Source organism: Clostridium sartagoforme AAU1 (assembly GCF_000401215.1).
Lineage (GTDB): Bacteria > Bacillota > Clostridia > Clostridiales > Clostridiaceae > Clostridium > Clostridium sartagoforme.
This window is the reverse complement of record NZ_ASRV01000162.1, coordinates 28,399-50,905: the sequence shown is the minus strand read 5'-3', so window position 1 is coordinate 50,905 and position 22,507 is coordinate 28,399. Positions and strand designations below refer to the sequence as shown.

16 protein-coding genes are annotated in these 22,507 nt (G+C 28.4%); 15 read left to right on the top strand and 1 reads right to left on the bottom strand.

From position 1 onward, the window contains the following. Positions 1-270: 270 nt before the first annotated feature. From A500_RS13390 to A500_RS13335, 12 genes are all read left to right on the top strand, one after another. Positions 271-1,239, top strand: coding sequence for a sensor histidine kinase (locus A500_RS13390; protein WP_016208102.1), 969 nt, complete (start codon positions 271-273; stop codon positions 1,237-1,239). Between the two features lie 24 nt (positions 1,240-1,263). Further along, complete coding sequence (locus A500_RS13385) at positions 1,264-1,974, top strand: response regulator (protein ID WP_016208101.1); 711 nt, start codon at positions 1,264-1,266, stop codon at positions 1,972-1,974. A 74-nt stretch (positions 1,975-2,048) separates the two neighbouring features. Next, entirely contained in the window at positions 2,049-2,375 is a 327-nt protein-coding gene (locus A500_RS13380; RefSeq protein ID WP_016208100.1) for a bacterial transcriptional activator domain-containing protein, read from the top strand. Positions 2,376-2,507: 132 nt separating this feature from the next. Continuing rightward, entirely contained in the window at positions 2,508-8,354 is a 5,847-nt protein-coding gene (locus A500_RS19580; protein WP_016208099.1) for an immunoglobulin-like domain-containing protein, read from the top strand. 299 nt (positions 8,355-8,653) lie between these two features. Continuing rightward, the gene (locus tag A500_RS13370) at positions 8,654-9,025 is read left to right on the top strand and encodes a rhodanese-like domain-containing protein (protein WP_016208098.1); all 372 of its coding nucleotides are present in this window, start codon (positions 8,654-8,656) and stop codon (positions 9,023-9,025) included. Positions 9,026-9,266: 241 nt separating this feature from the next. Beyond that, positions 9,267-10,055, top strand: a complete 789-nt coding sequence (locus tag A500_RS13365) for an electron transfer flavoprotein subunit beta/FixA family protein (RefSeq protein WP_016208097.1) — start codon at positions 9,267-9,269, stop codon at positions 10,053-10,055. An 11-nt stretch (positions 10,056-10,066) separates the two neighbouring features. Further along, positions 10,067-11,269 carry an electron transfer flavoprotein subunit alpha/FixB family protein gene (locus tag A500_RS13360; protein ID WP_016208096.1) on the top strand — a complete coding sequence of 401 codons (1,203 nt, stop codon included), beginning with the start codon at positions 10,067-10,069 and terminating at the stop codon, positions 11,267-11,269. Then, a complete protein-coding gene (locus A500_RS13355; RefSeq protein WP_016208095.1) occupies positions 11,259-12,659 on the top strand; it encodes an FAD-binding oxidoreductase in 1,401 nt (466 codons plus the stop codon). The genes A500_RS13360 and A500_RS13355 overlap by 11 nt, the downstream gene beginning before the upstream one ends. A gap of 201 nt (positions 12,660-12,860) precedes the next feature. Next, on the top strand, positions 12,861-13,148 hold the full coding sequence (locus A500_RS13350) for a hypothetical protein (protein ID WP_016208094.1): 288 nt from the start codon (positions 12,861-12,863) through the stop codon (positions 13,146-13,148). Positions 13,149-13,318: 170 nt separating this feature from the next. Continuing rightward, positions 13,319-13,801: a metal-dependent transcriptional regulator gene (locus tag A500_RS13345; protein ID WP_016208093.1), complete on the top strand. Its 483-nt coding sequence runs from the start codon at positions 13,319-13,321 to the stop codon at positions 13,799-13,801. Between the two features lie 74 nt (positions 13,802-13,875). Next, the gene (locus A500_RS13340) at positions 13,876-15,318 is read left to right on the top strand and encodes an FAD-dependent oxidoreductase (RefSeq protein ID WP_016208092.1); all 1,443 of its coding nucleotides are present in this window, start codon (positions 13,876-13,878) and stop codon (positions 15,316-15,318) included. Beyond that, positions 15,308-16,195 carry a tocopherol cyclase family protein gene (locus A500_RS13335; protein WP_016208091.1) on the top strand — a complete coding sequence of 296 codons (888 nt, stop codon included), beginning with the start codon at positions 15,308-15,310 and terminating at the stop codon, positions 16,193-16,195. Before A500_RS13340 ends, A500_RS13335 begins: the two co-directional genes overlap by 11 nt. 156 nt (positions 16,196-16,351) lie before the next feature. On the opposite strand, the gene pflB is transcribed toward A500_RS13335, so the two are convergent. Next, positions 16,352-18,580, bottom strand: a complete 2,229-nt coding sequence (gene pflB / locus A500_RS13330; protein WP_016208090.1) for a formate C-acetyltransferase — start codon at positions 18,578-18,580, stop codon at positions 16,352-16,354. A gap of 319 nt (positions 18,581-18,899) precedes the next feature. Between pflB and A500_RS13325 the strand changes: the two genes are divergently transcribed. The 3 genes from A500_RS13325 to A500_RS13315 are packed head-to-tail and all read left to right on the top strand — an operon-like array spanning position 18,900 to position 22,445. After that, the gene (locus A500_RS13325; RefSeq protein ID WP_016208089.1) at positions 18,900-19,652 is read left to right on the top strand and encodes a DeoR/GlpR family DNA-binding transcription regulator; all 753 of its coding nucleotides are present in this window, start codon (positions 18,900-18,902) and stop codon (positions 19,650-19,652) included. Beyond that, positions 19,649-20,554, top strand: a complete 906-nt coding sequence (pfkB, locus tag A500_RS13320; RefSeq protein WP_016208088.1) for a 1-phosphofructokinase — start codon at positions 19,649-19,651, stop codon at positions 20,552-20,554. Before A500_RS13325 ends, pfkB begins: the two co-directional genes overlap by 4 nt. A gap of 16 nt (positions 20,555-20,570) precedes the next feature. Next, positions 20,571-22,445 (top strand): PTS fructose transporter subunit IIABC, encoded by a 1,875-nt coding sequence (locus tag A500_RS13315; RefSeq protein WP_016208087.1) that lies wholly within the window; start codon positions 20,571-20,573, stop codon positions 22,443-22,445. Positions 22,446-22,507: the final 62 nt, after the last annotated feature.

Here is a 22,507-nt window from a genome sequence, read left to right as displayed (position 1 = left end):
GAAAAATATAAACTGGAATAATAGGATATATAATGATAAAAAAGATCTGATATAGGGTTATGGGTATCCAGTAGAATAATAGATCTTCATGAGGGGGAAATAAAATTTAGTTCTACAATTGAAGAAGGAACGGAATTTTTAGTCATTTTACCTGTTATTGATAATATAGATAAAATTAATGAGTATACAAATAGCTATATAGAAGAACGAATAGTAGTACAGAATGAGAATATAAATGTTAATAAACACACTAAACATTCAATACTACTTTTGGAAGCCAGTGAAATTAATAATAAGGTAATTAATAATTCTTTAAAAGAGGAAGGATACACTGTAAATAATATAAAATCCTCTGAAGAGTTAATGAATTTAATAGATAAAGGAATAAAAAATGATCTACTTATAATTAATTCATTTCAGCCCAATACCTCAGGATATAATTTGTTAAGATCAGTAAGAAATAAGTATGATTCTATAAGTCTACCTATACTTATGATAGTAGATAAAGCATATCCAGAAAATATATCCTTAGCACTTTATTTAGAAGCTACAGATGTACTTGTTGAACCGTATGATATAAGTGAACTTAAAGCAAGAGTTCATACATTAATACAGCTTAAAAATTCTATATCTGCTTTAATAGATTCGGAAATGGCATTTTTAAAGGCGCAAATAAAACCTCATTTTATCTTTAATGCATTAAGTGTTATATCATCATTAATAACAAGGAATCCAATTAGGGCTAAGGAATTACTTCTTGATTTTAGTGATTATTTAAGAAATAGTTTCGATTTTAGTGAAGGCGATAACTTAGTTACATTATCAAAGGAAATAGAGCTTACTAAGGCATACGTAGCAATAGAAAAAGAAAGATTTAAAAATAGACTTAAAATAAGTTTTTATATAGAAGCGGATATGAGTATAAAAATTCCTTCACTAATAATACAGCCAATTGTTGAAAATGCTATAAGGCATGGGGTATTAAATAAATTAGAAGGAGGTAATATAAATATAAGAATATATAAAAGCTTAGATAATTTGATTATTAATATAAAAGATGATGGGGTAGGTATATCAGAAGAAAAAGTGAAAAAAATAATAAGTGGGAAAGATGATAAAGCTGGAGTTGGAATAAAGAATATTAATAGTAGATTAATTAGAGCCTATGGCAAAGGATTATCAATGAAAAGTGCTATAGGGTATGGAACAGAAGTAGAAATAAAAATTCCAATTCGCTAAGAAACTTTTTATGAGAGGTGAAGAATGATAAGATCAATAATAATTGATGATGAGGAAAGTACTATTGAAGAAGTTAAGGAAATTATTGAAAGTTTTAAAAGCATAAAGGTTACATTTACAGCTAGTAATCCATTTAAGGCATTAGAGATAATCGAAAATAATGAAATACAAGTAGCTTTTTTAGATATAGATATGCCAGGGATGAATGGAATAACATTAGCAGAGAAGATAAGCAGTATAAGGCCTAATATGGAAATAGTCTTTATAACAGCATATAATCAATATGCGTTAGATGCTTTTGAAGTTAATGCTATAGACTATATATTAAAACCAGTAAGAAAAGCACGTGTAGAAAAGTCTATAAATAAAATCCTCAAAGTAATAAATGAAAATTCAAAAGAAGAAAATAAAATGGTAAAAATAAAAACTTTTAATAAGTTTGAGGTTATAATAAATAATATTCCAATAAAGTGGAGAACTTTAAAGGATAAGGAGCTGTTTGCATATTTAATTGAAAATATAAATAATCCCATTCATAAAGAAAAGATAATAGAAGATTTGTGGCAAGATATAGACATAAAGAATGCTTTAATATATTTGCAAAGTTCGATTTATAGAATAAGAAAAATATTAAGTAATATAGGATATAATGATTGTATAAAATATGCAAATAATTGTTATACGATGAATAAGATCAATTTAGATTGTGATATTTGGATATATAAAAATACTTAGATATTAGTTATGAAATATGTGAATCTAATATAAGTACTTATGAAAGTATATCATATTTATATAAGGGAGATTATTTGGAAGAGGAAGGATATATATGGGCCATAAATACATTGGAAAATATTAGGAATAAATATTTAGAATTACTTAGGCGATTAGGTGAATATTATATAAGTATAGAAAATTATAATAAAGCTATTGGGCATTTAGAGAAAATAATTGAAGTTGATCCATATTTTGATTCAGGAGTTAAGCTTTTATTTAAATTATATTATTATAAAAGTGATGTACATAATTTAAACAAACAATTTTTAAAAGCCAATAAAGTGGCCAAAGAAAAATATGGACTTGATTTAAATAAAAATTTAATAGATTATTACAATCAACTTAAAGAAAAGCTCTAATTTGGAGCTTTTTTTATTTTATAAGTATTTAATAATAATTACTATTAATAGATATAAAATGTTTAGAATTTGTTTAGAGCAATAATATAATATATAAAGGTATAAAAATTTAATAAAGAAGGAGGAGGAAAAATGAGAGGAAATAAAAAAAAGAGAAAAAGCATAGCATTAATATTAGCAACATTATTTATTAGTAATCTAATTGATGTTGGAAATATTGTTAAAGCAGAAGATAACAATGTAAGTATTTCTTTAAAACCTCAATATAATGCGGATATAGTTCTTACTGTTGAAGATTCAAATGTAGATCCATCGAATTTTGAAAAAGATTTGAAAAGCAAGTTACAAGAACTTGGAGTAAATGATTCAAGAATAAAAATAACAGGATTAAACGCAAAAGAAGTAAGTGCAGAAGATACCTTTGCCTGGAAGATATATGATCATAAAGGGAATTGGGGAGAAGACAATTATCCAAATGGAGATGGACAATTAAATCCAGCTAATAATCAGCATATTATAGTAAAAAATTCAGGCAAAAACATAACATTTTATGGATATGGTAAACCATCCTATAAAGATTTTATGTTTATGGAGAATAATTCTACTTCAAAGAAAACATTTGATTTTGAAATTAATGAAAGTGGGATAAGCTATCATAGTATGGAAGGTGGGGGATTTTTATTTAATTCTAAAATTGAAAATAATCTCCTAAGTGGATATTGCATATTATTCGAAGAAAGTGGAGTATCACTTTACAAGATTAATTCAATAAATGTTGATAATTTTCATAATTTTGATGGTTATGTACCATTGTCAAGTTATCCAGGAATAACATTAATTAAAAGATATCAAAAAGATCCTTCAAAAAACCATACTATAAAGATAGAGGTTGACGAAAATTCTATTAGTATGTGGGATAATGGGAATAAGACTATAAATTCAGAAAAGTTAGATTCCAAGTTTGGAAATAGCTTTGGACCAATAGCTAGTTACACAAAGCATAGTTGTAATGAGTTATCTTATTTCTCATTTAATAATTTATCAATGAAAACTACTAATGTTGTTAAATTTAAGGATTTATTAAGACAGCCTAAATGGGATTTAAATTCAAAAAGATTTGTTGTTAACTTAAATGATACTTCTGATGAAGATTTTCTTAATGCAAATACATATTCAGAGATTCAATCAAGGATAATCAGCGAAAATATACATTATCTAGGATGGGGAACAAATGCTAATAAATCTGAAGCAGATGATTTATTAGCTAAGAATGATGGACATGGGCTTTATGTCGATAATTCAGATTATGAAGCATCAATAAATAAGATAGCCAAGTATATTTATGATAGCTTAAAGCAAGAAAGTTCAGGAGAAACTAAGGTATTAGTTGGACAACCTATGGATGTAGATGTAAATCCAGAAAGTCTAAAGCAGAATACTGCAGATGATCAATATCCTTATGGTGGCTGGAAGCTAAATCATAATGAAGAATATTATGAAAATAATATGGGTAAAGCAACATTTGATGGGCAGTATATGGATAACCTAGATATGATATTTGAAAAGGTTGGTGAATACGATATAACCTTTAAGGATAATATAGTTAGTCCAAATAAAGTATATGCTCACAGAAGACCTATAGCAAATTTTGATGCTAATATAGCGAATTCAAATGGCACTTATACCGTATCAATTAATGAAAGCTCTTATGATGAAGATGCTAAGGGTCAAGAAGATAGGGGCATAAAGGAAAAGATATGGAGATGGAGAGAAGCTTCATCAAGTACTTGGATTAATGGACAAATTGATCAAAATTTAGAGGCTGATAAACAATATTTAGTTGAACTTACAGTTAAGGATTATGATGATGCCTTAAGCATCCCTTTAGTTAAATATATTTCAATTAAAACTGATAATACAGAAAAACCATTAGCTAACTTTATACTAACACCATCAATATTCTATAAGCCTTTAATGAAGGATATAACTATAGTAGATAATAGTTATGATCCTCAGGGCAAGACAATAACTGATAGATTATGGACTGTAGAGAAAGATGGAAAAGTAGTATATTCAGGAGCAACTCCAATGCTTGATTTTTCTGCTAAAGAAGAAGGACAGTACACAGTTTCATTAAAAGTGAAGACCACAATTTGGTCAGAAAGTTTTTCAAGAACTTTTACTGTGAAAGATGTACAAGGTCAAGTAAATGAAGCAAGTGGAGATGTATCTATAATATATGCTCAAGGAGATAATGCAGATAGTGTTACTAAAAACTTAGGATTACCTACTACGGGAACTAATAATACTCTAGTTAGATGGAAATCAAGTGATACATTAATAACACAGGCTGGAAAAGTTTCAAGACCAGCATTCCTATCTGGAGATAAAACAGTAACCTTAACTGCGACCTTATATAATAATGGAGTGACTTCAACAAAAACATTTAATGTTAAAGTTAAAGCATTGCCAAATAATGCTCCTATAATAAAAGATTTTGAGAAAATTGGATATATAAATCAAACTGTACAATTTGAAGAGGATAATTTTACATCTAACTATAGCGATATTGAGAATAGTGATGAAGTATCAATAAAAATTATTTCATTACCTTCAAATGGGAAACTTCTTAACAATGAAGTAGATGTTAAAGTAAATGATATAATTTTAATTTCCGACATTTCAAAAATTACATTTATTCCAACAAAAGATTTTGTGGGAATTTCAACATTGATTTATCAAGGATTTGATGGGTATGATTATTCAGAAAATACTAAAATGACTATAAATATTAAAGATAATATTCCACCAGTTGCAACATCAGTATCTATAGAATCAAGCAATAGTAATAAAAGTTATGCTAAGGCAGGAGATGCTATTAAGATTAGATTTACATCAAGTAAGGTATTATCTGAAACACCTAAAGTAAATATTTTAGGCAATGAAATAATAGCAACTAGCACTTCGGAAAAATCATATGAGGTAGTTTATACTATCAAAACAGAAGATACACAAGGAATAATTAACTTTAATATAAGCAAGTTAAAAGATAATTATGGAAATGAATCTGAAAATATAAGCAATACTACAGACAATAGCCATGTTATAGTAGATACAATTGCACCAGTTATAGATGGAGCAATTGAAGGAAGAAGTTATAAACCAGGGGTTATAATAACTTCAAATGAAGGAAGGTTAACACTAAATAATTCATCGTTTGTCTCAGGAAGTAAGATAGATGAAGATGGAATATATACTGCTATTGCTGTAGATGCAGCGGGTAATTCTAGTCAATTAAGCTTTGAAGTAGATGGGGTTCCACCAGTAATATCAAATGTGGAAGACAACACTAATTATAATGTTTCTGTGAATCCTATATTTAATGAAGGTACAGCATTGTTAAATGGTAAAGAATTTATATCAGGAGCACAAGTGTATAAAGAAGGAACTTATAACTTAGTAGTAACAGATAGAGCAGGAAATGTTTCAACAGTTACATTTGCTATTGATAAAACACCACCTGTAATTCAAGATGTACTTGAAGGTGGACAATATAATAAAGATGTGAATCCTACATTTAATGAGGGAACAGCAACATTAAATGGAAAACCATATAATAGTGGGACTTCTATAACTAATGAAGGTACTCACACTATAGTGGTTATAGATAAAGCTGGAAATAAATCAGAGGTAACATTTATTATAGATAAAACTGCACCTATAATTACAGGGGCAGAAGATGGAAAATACTATAATAATGATAGAAGGGTTGAATTTAATGAAGGAGTGGCACTATTAGATGAAAGAGAATTTACTAGTGGTACTACTATAAAAGACGAGGGAGAACACCTATTAACTGTAGTAGATGCAGCAGGTAATCAATCAAGTATTAAATTTGTAATAGACAAAACTAATCCAGAAATATATGGAGTAGAAAATGAAGTTAGTTACAAAGATAAAGTAGTTATAACATTTAATGAAGGAGAAGCTTTATTAAACGGTAGTAAATTCAATAATGGTTCTGAAGTTATTGAAGAAGGTACTTATACTATAGTTGTTACTGATAAGGCAGGAAATTCTACTACAAAAACTTTTGTAATAGATAAAACAAAACCAGTTGTTACTAAGATTAAAGATGGTGAAACATATAAGGAAGATATGACTCCAGAATTTAATGAAGGAATAGCAACATTAAATGGAAAACCATATACACCAGGAACTAAGATAGATAAAGATGGAGAGTATACTTTAGTAGTAACTGATAATGCAGGAAATGAAACCGTAGTTAAATTTACAATTGATAAATCGATGCCATTAACTTTAAATATTAATGGTAAGGTTTATTCCTCTAAGGGTGTTGTAGAAAATGCTAAAATAATTCTTGTTGATGTAGATGGAAGAATAGTTGATACTACAACTTCATCTAAGGATGGAAGCTATAGCTTTAAAAATGAAAAAGTAGGACTTTATAAGGTAGTAGCTAATAAAGAGGGAACAGAGCAAAGTGTAGATGTAAATTTACAACCATCTAAACCAACAGATAAGGAAAAAGTAGTAGATATACATCTATCAAAATATAGAGTTATAATAACTGCTGATCCAAATTCAATAGTTGGAGATGGAGAAGATAAAACAACGTTAAAAGTTACAGTTTTAGATGAAAATAACAATCCAGTACCACAGAAGAGTGTAACAGTAGAAGTTTCAAATGGATCACTATTAAATGGAGATACAGTTGTGACAGATAAAGATGGAAATGCTTTATTTACATTACAATCATCTAAAGTAACTGGGGATGACATGGTTACAGTAACAGTTTCAGCTAAAGTAAATGGGTTAGATGTTCCGGTAGAAAACAATGCAGTACTTCATTTTGCACCAGGAAGCATAAAAGGGGTAGTTGTTGATAATAATACAGGATTACCTATTTCAGATGCAGTAGTAGAAGTATCAAAAGATTTTGATAACAATGGAATACCAGAATTCTATGCTAAGGTAACTACAAAAGCAGATGGTAAATATAAGATTGCTATACCAAAGGGAAATGTAGTATATGATGTTAAGATAACAAAACCTATTAAGATAGGTAATCAAACAAAAATGATAACATTCCATCAAAAGACCAATGCTGGAGCAGTTACATCAGAAGGAAAAGAAAATTATAACGCATCAAATACTGTTACAGGACTTCTTTTATTAAAAGATCCAAATGGTGATATTAAATCAATTAATAATTATTCAAACTATAAAGTAATGATAGTAGACGAAAATGGAAACTCAGTTAGTGGAATCACTGAGGAAGTAAATCTAAACGATGAAGTTAATGATGGAATATTTAACTTCAGTGGATTAGAGAAGAATAAAGTATATTATGCAAATGTATATTATAATTTAGCAAATGGATTAAAGATAAAAGTTGGTTCTTCAAAAATAAAAGTTAATAATGATGGAGAGATAAATATAGCAACTTGTTTAATAGATCCATATGGAGATATTACAGATAAAGAAACAGGAAAATTAATAGCTGGAGCGCATGTTAAGTTATACTATGCGAATACAGAAAGAAACAAGGAAAAGGGGATAAAACCAGATACATTAGTAGAATTACCAACTGTTAATGATTTCCCACCAGCTGATAATTTAAATCCTCAATTTAGTGATATTAATGGTAAATATGCTTGGATGGTATTCCCTTACACAGATTATTATATAGTAGCTACAGCGGATGGTTATGAAAAATATGTAAGTGGTACTATTTCAGTAGAAGAAGAAATTGTTAGACATGATATACAAATGACACCAATAAAAGCAACTGATAACATTGATAATAATACAGATAAGGGTAACGTAGAAAATACTAAGTATGATAGCCTAGTAAACACTGGTTCATCTTTTGATAGTAAGCTATTAATAGTTTTAGGTGCTATGATGATAGCATCAGGTATATTTGTATATAGAAGAAAATCAATTATTAAGTAATTCTTATAAAATTTAGAAATCTAAAAAATAAAAATCTACTTTTGAAAATCTTAATTAATATAAAAATTAAGCGATCTATCCTTATGGATAGGTCGTTTAATTTTTTACTCTAAATACTCTGCAATAATTGGTTTCTAAATTATATAATAATAGGAAACAAAAAATAGAATAATGAATATTATAGAAAGATTAAATGATATATGATTTAAATTTCTCTATTTAATCTAAATAGTCTATAACTACTAACTTTAAGGTGTAATTAGGATATAAGTTACTAACTGAAATATATAGGAGAATGTATGTTTATAAAGTTTGAGAATATTAATAATAAGAAGCTTATAGATGTTAGAACAAAATCAGAATTTTTAAATATGAATATGACAGAATATAATATTCCAGTAATAGATGAAGAGCAGCACAACATGATAAAGCGATTTTATCCATTTGCTATTTTTATAATAATAAAAAGCATAATAAAAAATAGAGAAATAATAAGAAAAAGGTTGTTAGAAATATCAAATAACAAAAGAGAAGAAGTTATAATAGCTTGTTCAAGAGGGCGATTAAGAAGTCCAATAACTTATATATATGCAAGGTTTATAGGAATAAGATGTAGAATTCTATGGGGAGGATTAAAGCAAAGATATTTATTAAAAAAGGATATTAATTAGTTAAAGTAATTTTATTTAATATCCTTTTTATTTAAATATATGTTATAAAAATAACTATTATGGACAAGATTTAGTAAAAGGTTTACAATTATAATGAAATATTAATATAACGATAATGAAATAGAATGATTTTTATTTCAATATACGAAATTATGTATATTAAAACTACAAATAAGCAAGAATGTTTTCTTAAATTTATATAGAAGACTTTAAAACATAATAAATCAGGGGAGATGATTTTATGAATACTATAGTTTGTATTAAACAGGTACCAGGGACTTCAAAGGTTGAAGTAGATGAAAAAACAGGAGTTCTAAAAAGAGATGGAATAGATACAAAAATGAATCCATATGATCTTTATGCACTAGAAACTGCCTTTAAAATTAAAGAAGAAAAGGGTGGGAATATAAGTGTAATAAGCATGGGGCCACCTCAAGCTATGGAAGTAATAAGAGAAGCATTTTCAATGGGAGCTGACAGTGGTGTATTAATATCAGATAGAAAGTTTGCTGGAGCAGATGTTTTAGCAACATCATATACAATATCACAAGGAATAAGAAAAACTGGGGATTTTGATTTAATTATTTGTGGTAAACAAACAACTGATGGAGATACAGCTCAAGTAGGTCCAGAAATGGCTGAATATTTAGGAATTCCGCATGTAGCAAATGTTAGAAGCATATTAAAGATAGAAGACGATTATATAACAGTAGAAATGGACATGCCGAATACTGTAGAGGTTGTAGATGTTAAATATCCTTGTTTATTAACTGTAGAAAAGGATATATTTGAACCAAGATTACCTTCATATAAGAAAAAAATAGAATCAAAAGATAGAGAAATTAAAGTAATATCATTGAAAGATTTTGAAGATAAAGATGAAAATAAATATGGTTTAAATGGATCACCAACTCAAGTTGAAAGAATATTTCCTCCTGAATCTAATTCTAGTCATGAAAAGTGGAATGGAGATTCAGACGAAATAAGCAAAAATATATTTAATAAGCTAAAAGAATTAAAGTTTGTTTAGGAGGAAAATATATGTCTAAATTAGTTGTAAATCAAGATAAAGTAGTAAATATAGATGAAATTATAAAAATTTGTCCATTTGGAGCCTTAGAAAATAATAATGGGAAATTAGATATTAATTCTAATTGCAAGATGTGTAAGCTATGTGTGAAAAAGGGTCCAAAAGGTGCAGTAGAATATATAGAAGAAGAAAAAATATTAATAGATAAAAGTAAATGGAAAGGTATAGTAGTATATGTTGATCATGTAGATGGAGATATACACCCTGTTACATTTGAACTTATAGGAAAAGCAAGAGAGCTAGCAAGTAAAGTAAAACAAGAGGTTTATTGTATATTTATAGGTCATAATATAAGTGAAAAAGCAAAAGAATTATTACATTATGGAGTAGATAAGGTATACGTATATGACAATGAAAGTCTTAACAATTTTAGAATAGAACCATATACAGCAATGTTTGAAAATTTTATAGATGAAGTTAAGCCATCAGTAGTATTAGTTGGTGCAACTACAGTAGGAAGATCATTAGCACCAAGAGTAGCTGCGAGATATAGAACAGGACTAACAGCAGACTGTACAGTTTTAGATATAAAGGAAAATACAGATTTAGTACAAATAAGACCAGCTTTTGGTGGAAATATAATGGCTCAAATAATCACTCCAAATTCAAGACCTCAATTAGCAACAGTTAGATATAAGGTTATGTCTGCTCCAGAAAGAAGTAAAGAGACAACAGGAGAAATAGTAATTTGTGATGTTGATAGAGATAAATTATTTTCAAATATAGATGTAAAAAGTGTGGTAGCTAAAAAGAAAGAACATAGCATATCAGAAGCGGAGGTTTTAGTTGTAGCTGGAAGAGCGATAAAGTCAGAGAAAGATATGATGATGATAAGAGAGTTAGCAGAGTTACTGGGAGGGGAAGTTGCAGTTACTAGGCCTCTAATTGAAGCTGGATGGGAAGATGCCAGCAAGCAAGTTGGATTAAGTGGAAGAACTGTTAGAGCTAAACTTATAATAACATGTGGGGTATCAGGAGCAGTTCAATTTACAGCAGGAATGAATAATTCAGATTATATATTTGCTATAAATAATGATGATAAGGCACCTATATTTAAAGTTGCTCATTATGGAATAGTAGGAGATATATATGAGATAGTTCCTAAGTTAATCCAAAAGATTAAGGAAAATGGAGGGAAAAAGTATGCAATATAATAAAGTTTTAGAAAAAAACATAGAAGATATAAAAAGCATTGTAAAAGATGATGATAGAATATTTTATGGAAAAAATATAAATGAAGATTATAGTCATGATGAATTAGGTTTTGTTAGAAAGCTTCCAGAGTTAGTAATTAAGGTTTCTACAACAGAAGAAGTATCTAGTATTATGAAGTATGCCTATCAAAATAATATACCTGTTACAGCAAGAGGATCAGGCACGGGTTTAGTTGGAGCATGTGTACCTCTTAAAGGAGGAATAATAATTGATTTAAGTGGAATGAACAATATATTAGAACTAGATGAAGAAAACTTAACTTTAACAGTAGAGCCAGGGGTTTTACTTATGGAAATATCAAAGTTTGTTCAAGATAATGATTTGTTTTATCCACCAGATCCAGGTGAAAAAACAGCAACAATAGGTGGAAACATAAGTACTAATGCAGGCGGAATGAGAGCTGTTAAATATGGAGTAACAAGAGATTATGTAAGAGGACTAGAAGTTGTAACTCCTAAAGGTGAAATATTAAATCTTGGAGGAAAAGTGGTTAAAAATAGTTCAGGATATAGTATAAAAGATTTAATAATAGGCTCAGAAGGGACTTTGGGAATAATAACAAAGGCAACGTTAAAGTTACTACCATTACCTAAGAAGGCAATAAGTTTATTAGTTCCATTTAAAGAACTAGAAACTGCAATTGAAACTGTACCTAAAATAATTAAATCAAAAGCAGTTCCAACAGCTATTGAGTTTATGCAAGGTGAAGTAATACTTGCAGCAGAAGAGTATCTAGGTAAAAAGTTCCCAGATCATAGTTCAGATGCCTATTTATTATTAACTTTTGACGGTAATTCAAAGGAAGAAATAGAAAAGAATTATGAAAAAGTTGCAGATATATGCTTAAAAGAGGGTGCTATAGATGTATTCATATCAGATACAGAAGAAAGACAAGAAGCAATCTGGTCTGCAAGAGGAGCCTTTTTAGAAGCTATAAAATCATCTACAACCGAGATGGACGAAGTAGATGTAGTAGTTCCAAGAAATAAAGTAGCTGGTTTTGTAAAATTTACTCATAAGCTTCAAAAAGAGTATGAAATAAGAATAAAAAGTTTTGGACATGCTGGAGATGGAAATTTACACATATATATTTTAAAAGATGATTTAAGTGAAGAAGAATGGCAAACAAAACTTAACAATGTAATGAAGAGAATGTATGATGAAGCTAAAGAATTATCAGGACAAGTTTCTGGAGAACATGGTATAGGATATGCTAAAAGGGAATATTTAAGTGATTCTTTAAGTGATGAGAATATTGAAATTATGAGAGGAATAAAAGCGGTTTTTGATCCTAAAAATATACTAAACCCAGGAAAAGTATGTTATTAAAATAAATAAAAATAGCTTAGTAATAAGAAATACTAAGCTATTTTTATTTGTCTTAAATATTTATTTATAATATAAGTATTTATTCATATTTTCTTCATCAAAATTGTTTAATATAAGTCTATAGAAAAATAATTTAAAGGGGTTGATATAAAAAGTATTTGTAAATATAAATATTCAAAATAATATTAGGAGAGTGTTAATATGAATTGTCATAGAGGAAATAATGAAAGTAAATCTAATGTTAAGCATAATAATTTTAAATATTTACTGCATATGATACTTTGTTGTGGATTGCCTATAATTATTGTGTCTTTATTACCAATAATATCTAAGGTATTTCCTAAAATAAGTGGATTACTTGGATTAATAGCACCATTTATATGCCCACTAATGATGCTATCAATGGTAATAATGATGTCTAGAGGAAAGAAAAAGAACTGTTGTGGAAATGATAGTAGTAAAGAATTATTAGAAAATGGACCGAAATAATGTAAATTTAAATTCCCTAATGATATTTACTATCATTAGAATTTATAGTTAATTCATAAAAATAATTATACAATCAATCTATATATTAATACAGAAATATATAACTTTATAGAATTTTATGTTTTATCGTTAAATATAATATAAAGATAGCCAAGTAGTAGGAGGATGGAATGAAGGAGAGTGAAGGATTTTATACTTTTAATAATTACTTAAAAAATGATAGTAGACTAATTACAGCTTCAATGGAAGATTACATAGAGATGATATATAGATTATCAGAAGAAAAGGGGTTTACAAGAGTAGGTGATTTATCAAAAGCATTAAATGTAAAGCCAGCATCAATAACAAAGATGATAAAAAAACTAGACGATCTTAATCTAGCCAATTATGAAAGGTATGGATATATAAAACTAACTGAAAATGGAACTAGTTATGGTAAATATTTATTAAATAGACATAATACTGTTGAAAAGTTTTTACAGGTATTAGGAGTAAAAAAATACTTACTACATGAAACAGAGAAAATAGAGCATGTCTTAAGTAAAGAAACATTTGAAAGAATAATTAACTTTATAGATGTAATTGAAAAGCATCCAGAAATAAAGAGTACTTTAGATAATAATGTGATTTTAAAAAGTGATAATAGAATATAATAAAATTATCATCTCTTAATAATTTGTTTAAATACCAAATTTAATGGAATAATAATCAAAGAGGTGATATTTTTATGAAATCAGTTTGGAGTAGAAATTATAAAATAAAGGAAAGAGAAGCTTTAAAAAGTGATATAGAAGTCGAAGCTGTTGTTATAGGAGCAGGAATAACAGGATTATTAACTGCATATATGCTAAAAGAAAGAGGAATAAATGTTGTAGTTATAGAAAGAGGAAAAATATTAAGTGGGAATACCAAAAATACTACGGCTAAAATAACAATACAACACGATATAATATATAATAAGTTAATTAAGGAGTTCGGAGAAGAAAATGCAAAAAGATATGCTAAAGCAAATCAATTAGCAATAGAAACTTATAATGATATAATTGAAGCCAATAAAATAGATTGTGACTTCAAAAGAGAGGATGCATATATATATAGCTTAAATAATTCAAGAAAAATAGAAAGTGAATATAAAGCAGCTATTAAAATAGGAATAGATGCAGAATTAGTAGATGAAATTGAGTTACCATTTAAAATAGCTAAGGCTGTAAAATTTAAAAATCAAGCACAATTTAATCCAATTAAATTTTTAAATTATATAGCAAAGGATTTGACAATTTATGAAGATACAACAGCTATAGATATAAAAGAGGATACTGTAATAACTAAACATGGAAAGATTAAAGCTAAAAGTATAGTAGTTGCAACTCACTTTCCAATTATAAATGTTCCAGGATACTATTTTTTAAGAATGCATCAAGAAAGATCTTATGTAATTGCACTAGAAAATGCTCAAATAGTTAACGGAATGTATAAAGATGAAAATACAGCTGGATATTCATTTAGAAGATATAAGGATTTATTAATTTTGGGTGGATCAGATAAAAGAACAGGAAATAATGAATCAGGAGGTTGTTATAATAATCTTAGAGAATTTGCTAAAAAGGTTTATCCTACTGCTATAGAAAAATACAATTGGTCAGCACAAGATTGTATGACATCTGATGGAATACCATATATAGGAGTATATTCTAAAGAAATGCCAAATGTTTATGTAGCTACTGGCTTTAACAAATGGGGAATGACATCATCTATGGTTTCAGCAATAATCATAAGTGATATGATAACTGGCGAAGAAAATGATTTTTGTAAAATATTTTCGGAAAATAGATTTGATATTACAGCTTCAATAAAAAATTTAGTTAGAGATGGAGTAGAAACAGCATATAATTTTATAGCTCAAAAAATAAGCCTTCCAATGGAAACTATAGAGAATGTAAATAATGGAGAAGGAGAAACCATTATTTATAATGGAGAAAAGGTAGGAGTATATAAAGATAATGATGGAAAGATATATACAGTTTCTACAAAATGTCCACATTTGGGTTGTGAATTAAAGTGGAATGTTGATGATTCATCTTGGGATTGTCCTTGTCATGGATCAAGATTTGACTATAAGGGAAACTTATTAGATTCACCAGCTATTAAGGAACTAAAATATGAAAAATAGTAAATATAATAAAAAGGGATTTTTTGAAGGATGGTACTTTAAGCACCAATGTAATGATAGAAGCATAGCATTTATTCCTGGAGTAAATATAGATAGAAATGGTTTGAAGTATTCATTTATTCAAATAATAACTAATGAAAAAACATATAATATAAAGTATGATTTTAAAGACTTTTCAATAAGTAAGGATAAATTAACTATTAAGATAAAAGATAATTTATTTTCTAAAAATGGTTTAATATTAAATGTAGTAAGTAATGAAATAAAAGTAAAAGGCAAGTTGACTTATGAAAATCTTACTCCAATTAAAGGAGATATAATGGGACCATTTGCTTTATGTCCTTTTATGGAGTGTAATCATGGAATAATAAGTTTGCATCATATGGTTAGTGGAAAATTAAGTATAAATAATAAAGATGAAATTATAGAGAATGGAATTGGATATATAGAAAAAGATTGGGGCAGTTCGTTTCCTAAGTCATATTTATGGGTTCAAGGAAATGATTTTAAAAATGAAAAAGCAAGCATTATGGTTTCTATTGCCGATATTCCATTTTTAGGGCTTGAATTTAAGGGCTGTATAGCATGTGTTTTGTATAAGGGCAAAGAATATAGATTAGCAACTTATAATGGAGTAAAAATAATTAATTATAATGAAAGAGGATTAATAATAAAAAGAGGAAAATATAAATTGGAAATAGAAATTAACGAGAATTATCCTCAAAAGTTATTGGCACCAGATGGTGGAGAAATGAAAAGAACTATTTATGAAAACATATCATGTACTTCAATATATAAGTTTTACATAAAAAATAAAATAATTTTTAATTTAGAAAGCAAAAATGCAAGCTTTGAATATGTACCAGTTAGCAATTAAAATTTTATAAGTATGATTAAAAAATTTTAATATATTTTAGTAGAATTTAGGTAACAGATAGCAGGTAACAGGTAAAAAATAAGAAATTAAAAAAAGAAAAAACCAATATGGGTTTTTTCTTTTTCATTTCATAGTTTAAAAGAAACTTTACACTAATTACATTGATTTATGGAAAGTTCTGTTTATAACATCTAATTGTTGTTCTCTTGTTAACTTAATGAAGTTTACAGCGTATCCTGAAACTCTTATAGTTAATTGAGGATATAATTCTGGGTGCTCCATAGCATCTAATAGAGTTTCTCTATCAAATACATTTACATTTAAGTGATGAGCATTTTGACCAAAATATCCATCCATTAATGAACTTAAATTCTTAATTCTGTCTTCAGGGTTTTTACCTAAAGCATCTGGAATTATTGAGAAGGTATTTGATATACCATCTTGTGAATGTTCATATGGTAATTTAGCAACTGAGTTTAATGATGCTAATGAACCACTGTTATCTCTTCCATGCATTGGGTTAGCACCTGGAGCAAATGGTTCTCCAGCTTTTCTACCATCAGGAGTAGTACCAGTCTTTTTACCATAAACAACATTTGAAGTTATAGTTAGTACTGATTGAGTGTGATAAGCATTTCTATAAGTCTTATTTTGTCTGATCTTATTCATCATATTTTCAACTAAATAAACTGCTATATCATCAACTCTATCATCATCATTTCCGTATTTAGGGAAATCGCCTTCAACTTCAAAATCTATAGCAACACCTTCTTCATTTCTTATAGGTTTTACTTTAGCATATTTAATAGCAGATAGTGAGTCAGCACAAACTGAAAGTCCAGCTATACCACAAGCCATTGTTCTAAATACATCTCTATCATGAAGTGCCATTTGTAATTTTTCATATGAATATTTATCATGCATATAGTGGATAACATTTAAAGTATTAACATAAAGGTTAGCTAACCAATCTGTCATTATTTCAAATTTCTCCATTACTTCATCATAATTTAAATATTCGCTAGTTATTGGAGCTAATTTTGGACCAACTTGCATTCCATATTTTTCATCTTTACCACCATTTATAGCATAAAGTAAAGTTTTTGCTAAGTTAACTCTAGCACCAAAGAATTGCATTTGTTTACCAACTCTCATTGCAGATACACAACAAGCAATTGCATAATCATCTCCCCAGTAAGGAGCCATTAAATCATCATTTTCATATTGAACTGAACTTGTATCAATAGAAACTTTTGAGCAGAAATCCTTAAAGCCTTGAGGTAATCTTGTTGACCAAAGTACAGTTAAGTTAGGTTCTGGTGATGGTCCTAAAGTATATAGTGTATTAAGAATTCTGAAAGAGTTCTTAGTAACTAATGTTCTTCCATCTAATCCCATACCGCCGATTGATTCAGTAACCCAAGTTGGATCTCCTGAGAATAAATCATTGTACTCTGGAGTTCTTAAGAATTTAACAAGTCTTAATTTCATAACAAAATGGTCAACTAATTCTTGAGCATCCTCTTCTGTTATTAAACCAGCTTTTAAGTCTCTTTCTATATATATATCTAAGAAAGTAGATGTTCTACCAAGAGACATTGCAGCACCATTTTGATCTTTTATAGCTCCTAAGAAACCAAAATATAACCATTGGATTGCTTCTCTTGAATTAGTAGCAGGTTTTGAAATATCTAATCCATAAGTTTGAGCTAAGCCTTTTAATTCTTTTAAAGCTACAATTTGATCAGAAAGTTCTTCTCTTAATCTAATTACATCTTCATCTATAACTCTAACTTCTAAGCTTTTCTTTTGAGCAATTTTATCTTCTATTAGTCTATCTACTCCATATAGAGCAACTCTTCTATAATCACCTATTATTCTTCCTCTACCATAAGCATCAGGAAGTCCAGTTATAACACCAGATTTTCTTGCTAATCTCATTTCATCAGTATAAGCATCAAATACACCTTGATTATGGCTTTTTCTATATTTAGTAAATATTTCTGAAATTCTTGGACTTACTTCATAGCCATATGATTTAGCAGCATTTTCAGCCATTCTTACACCACCAAAAGGCATAACAGCTCTTTTTAGTGGAGCATCAGTTTGAACACCAACTATTTTTTCAAAAGCCTTATCAATATAACCGGCTTTGTATTCGTTAATTCCAGAGATAGTTTCAGTATCAATATCTAAAACACCATTTTCTCTTTCTTTTACAAATAATTCACTTACTTCATTCCATAGAGTTTTGGTAGCATCTGTTGCACCAACTAAAAAGCTGTCATTACCGTTGTATGGAGTGTAGTTTAATTGTATAAAGTTTCTAACATCAATAGATTTAGTCCATTGACCTTCTTTAAAATTAATCCATTCTTGATTCATATATTGCACCCCTTTTTCAAACAATTCAAAACATTCAGAATTTACTGGAAAAATATTATTAATAAAGAATGTTTCTCAAATAGATTTTATCATTAAAGTCAACTAGTTTCAACCGCTATAATTATAATTTTGATAATATAATTATAAAATTGATAAATTGATAAATAAGTGATTATAATCACAAAATATAAAAAAGTTTATATTTTTTAGTTTGTTGAAGGTATTTGACTTAAAAAATGAATGAAAGTGAATTTTTTTGAATGAAAATGCTTGAAAACATTTACTAAAAGGTGTATTATAAATTTGGAGGTGATATTTAGTGCTAACAGAAGAAAGACATAAAATTATATTAGAACAATTAAGTACCAATTCCGCTGTATATGTGAGCGAACTTGTAGAAATGCTAAATACCTCAGAATCTACTATAAGAAGAGATTTGAATTATTTACATAAAGAAGGAAAACTAAATAAGGTACATGGAGGGGCTACATTATTAGAGAAAGATTTTAATACACAAGATGATTTAGTATCAACAAGAGAAACATTAAATGTTATTGATAAATCTATAATTGCAAAATATTCAGCAAGTCTTATAAAAAAAGGTGATTTTGTATATATAGATTCAGGTACAACAACAAATTTAATAATTGATTTTCTAAAAGAAAAAGATGCTATATATGTTACTAATGGAATAAATCAAGCTAAAAAGCTGATAAGTAATGGATTTACAACTTATATACTTGGTGGGGAAATAAAGATATCAACAGAGGCAGTAGTTGGAGTTGAAGCCATAAATAACTTAAAAAGATATAATTTTACTAAAGGCTTTTTTGGAACAAATGGAATATCAGAATATAGAGGATATACAACACCAGATATAAAAGAAGCATTAGTCAAAGAAGAAGCAATAAAAAGGACAAGAAATCCATATATATTAGCAGACCAAACAAAGTTTAATTCAATTAGCTCAATAACTTTTGGAGAAATAGATGAAGCAGTTATAATAACAACATTATTAGAAGATAGTAGTTATTATAAAAAGGCAGAAATAGTGGAGGTTTTAAAACTATGATTTATACTATAACTTTTAATCCGGCGTTAGATTATGTTGTGAGAGTTCATGATTTTAAGTTAGGAGAAGTAAATAGAACATCTTACGAAGAGGTTTATCCAGGAGGAAAAGGAATAAATGTTTCTATAGTATTAAAAAACTTAGATGAAAAAAATATAGCACTTGGGTATATAGCAGGTTTTACAGGAGATGAAATAGAGAGGAAGGTAAAATCTTTTGGATGCAGTACAGATTTTATAAAGCTTAGTAATGGAATGTCTAGAATAAATGTTAAACTTAAATCCAAGGAAGAATCAGAAATAAATGGTCAAGGGCCTAATATATCTGATAATGATTTAGAACAATTATATAAAAAGTTGGATTTACTACAAAAAGGCGATATTTTAGTTTTAGCAGGAAGCATTCCTAAAACTCTTCCTAAAAATATATATGAAATAATAATGGAGAAGTTATCTAAAAAAGAAATTAAATTCATTGTTGATGCGACGGGAGAACTTCTATTAAATGTATTAAAATATAGTCCATTCTTAATAAAACCTAACCATCACGAGTTAGCAGAGTTATTTAATGTTACTATAAAAAATGAAGAAGACATAATAAAATATGCTAAAAAGCTTAAAGAAATGGGAGCAAGAAATGTTTTAATTTCTCGAGCTGCTGATGGAGCAATATTTATAAATGAAGACAATGAAGTAATAAAATCTAGAGCTCCTAAAGGAAGGGTTATAAATTCAGTAGGGGCAGGAGATTCTATGGTGGCAGGGTTCATAGCTGGATATTTAAAAAATGAAAGATTAGATGAAGCGTTTAAAATGGGAGTAGCAACTGGAAGTGCAAGTGCATTTTCAGAAGGATTAGCAACAAAAGAAAAAGTTTATGAATTATTAAATGAAATATTATAGATCGGGGGGTAATAAAATGAAAATAACAGATTTATTAAATAAAAAATCTATAGCAATAAATCCTAATAATGTTTCTTCAAAGGGAGAGGCTATTGATAAATTAGTTGATTTAATGAATTTATCAGGAAACTTAAATAATAAGGAAGAATATAAAAGGGAAGTTTTAAAAAGGGAAGAACTCAGCACAACTGGTATAGGAGACGGGATTGCTATACCACATGCTAAAACAAAAGCTGTTAAAGAAGCAGGTTTATCAGCAATAGTAGTATATGATGGAGTTGATTATGATTCCTTAGATGGTGAAAAAGCAAAGTTGTTTTTTATGATTGCAGCGCCGGATGGAGAAAATAATCTTCATTTAGAAGTCTTAGCAAGATTATCAACTATGTTAATGGATGAAAACTTTAGAAGTGCATTATTAAACGCTAAATCAGCAGAGCAATTTATAAAGTTAATAGATAATTTTGAAAGTAAAAAGTTAAACAAAGATAAAGAGGAAAGTAAAAATGGATATAAAGTTTTAGCTGTAACTGCGTGTCCTACAGGAATAGCTCACACTTATATGGCAGCAGAAAGTTTAGAAGAAAAAGCTAAGGAACTGGGGGTTTCAATTAAAGTAGAAACCAATGGTTCAGGTGGAGCTAAGAATGTGTTAACTTCAAAGGAAATAAAAGAAGCAGAATGTATAATAATTGCGGCTGATAAAAAAGTTGAAATGGCTAGATTTGATGGTAAAAAAGTTATCCAAACCAAGGTTTCAAATGGAATACACAAAGCAGAAGAATTAATAAATAAAGCTAAATCAGGAGATGCCCCAATTTATCATCACAATGGAGTAAAATCTTCAAATGAAGAAGTATCAGAAGAAAAAGAAAGTATAGGACATCAAATATATAAGCACCTTATGAATGGTGTATCTCATATGCTACCATTTGTTATAGGTGGAGGTATTTTAATAGCATTAGCATTCTTATTTGACGATTATAGTATAGATCCATCTAATTTTGGAAGCAATACTCCATTTGCAGCTTTCTTTAAAAATATAGGTGGAACAGCATTTGGATTTATGTTACCTATATTAGCAGGATATATAGCAATGAGTATAGGTGATAGACCGGCATTAGCAGTTGGTTTTGTAGGCGGAGCTATAGCTAATGCAGGAGGATCAGGTTTCTTAGGAGCACTGTTATCAGGATTTATAGCAGGTTATTTAGTGCTTTTCCTAAAGAAAATTTTTAAGGGATTACCAGATGCATTAGAAGGAATAAAACCTGTATTAATATATCCTTTACTTGGAATCTTATTGATAGGAGCAATAATTATATTTGTAGTAAATCCACCTGTATCAGCATTAAATGATGCTATGAATAACTTCTTAAATGGAATGGGAAGTGGTAGTAAGATTTTATTAGGCGCAGTTTTAGGTGGAATGATGGCTGTTGATATGGGAGGTCCAATTAATAAGGCAGCATATGTATTTGGAACAGCATCATTAGCTAATGGACAATTTGAATTTATGGCAGCAGTTATGATTGGTGGTATGGTACCACCACTAGCAATAGCTTTATGCACTACTTTCTTTAAGAAGAAATTTACAGCTAAAGAAAGACAATCAGCAGTAACGAATTATATAATGGGATTATCATTTATAACAGAAGGAGCAATACCTTTTGCAGCAGCTGATCCATTAAGAGTAATACCAGCTTGTGTAGTAGGTTCAGCAACAGCAGGAGCATTATCAATGGCATTTGGATGTTCACTAAGAGCACCTCATGGTGGAATTTTTGTTCTTCCAGTTATAGAGAATCCATTAGGATATTTTGCAGCGCTAGTTGTAGGTTCACTAGTAGGAATGATAGTATTATCTATATTAAAGAAAAATAAAAAATAATAATATAGAATGTAATTTTAGAATTTCTTATTTTGAGAGAATATTGAATTGAATTCATGAAT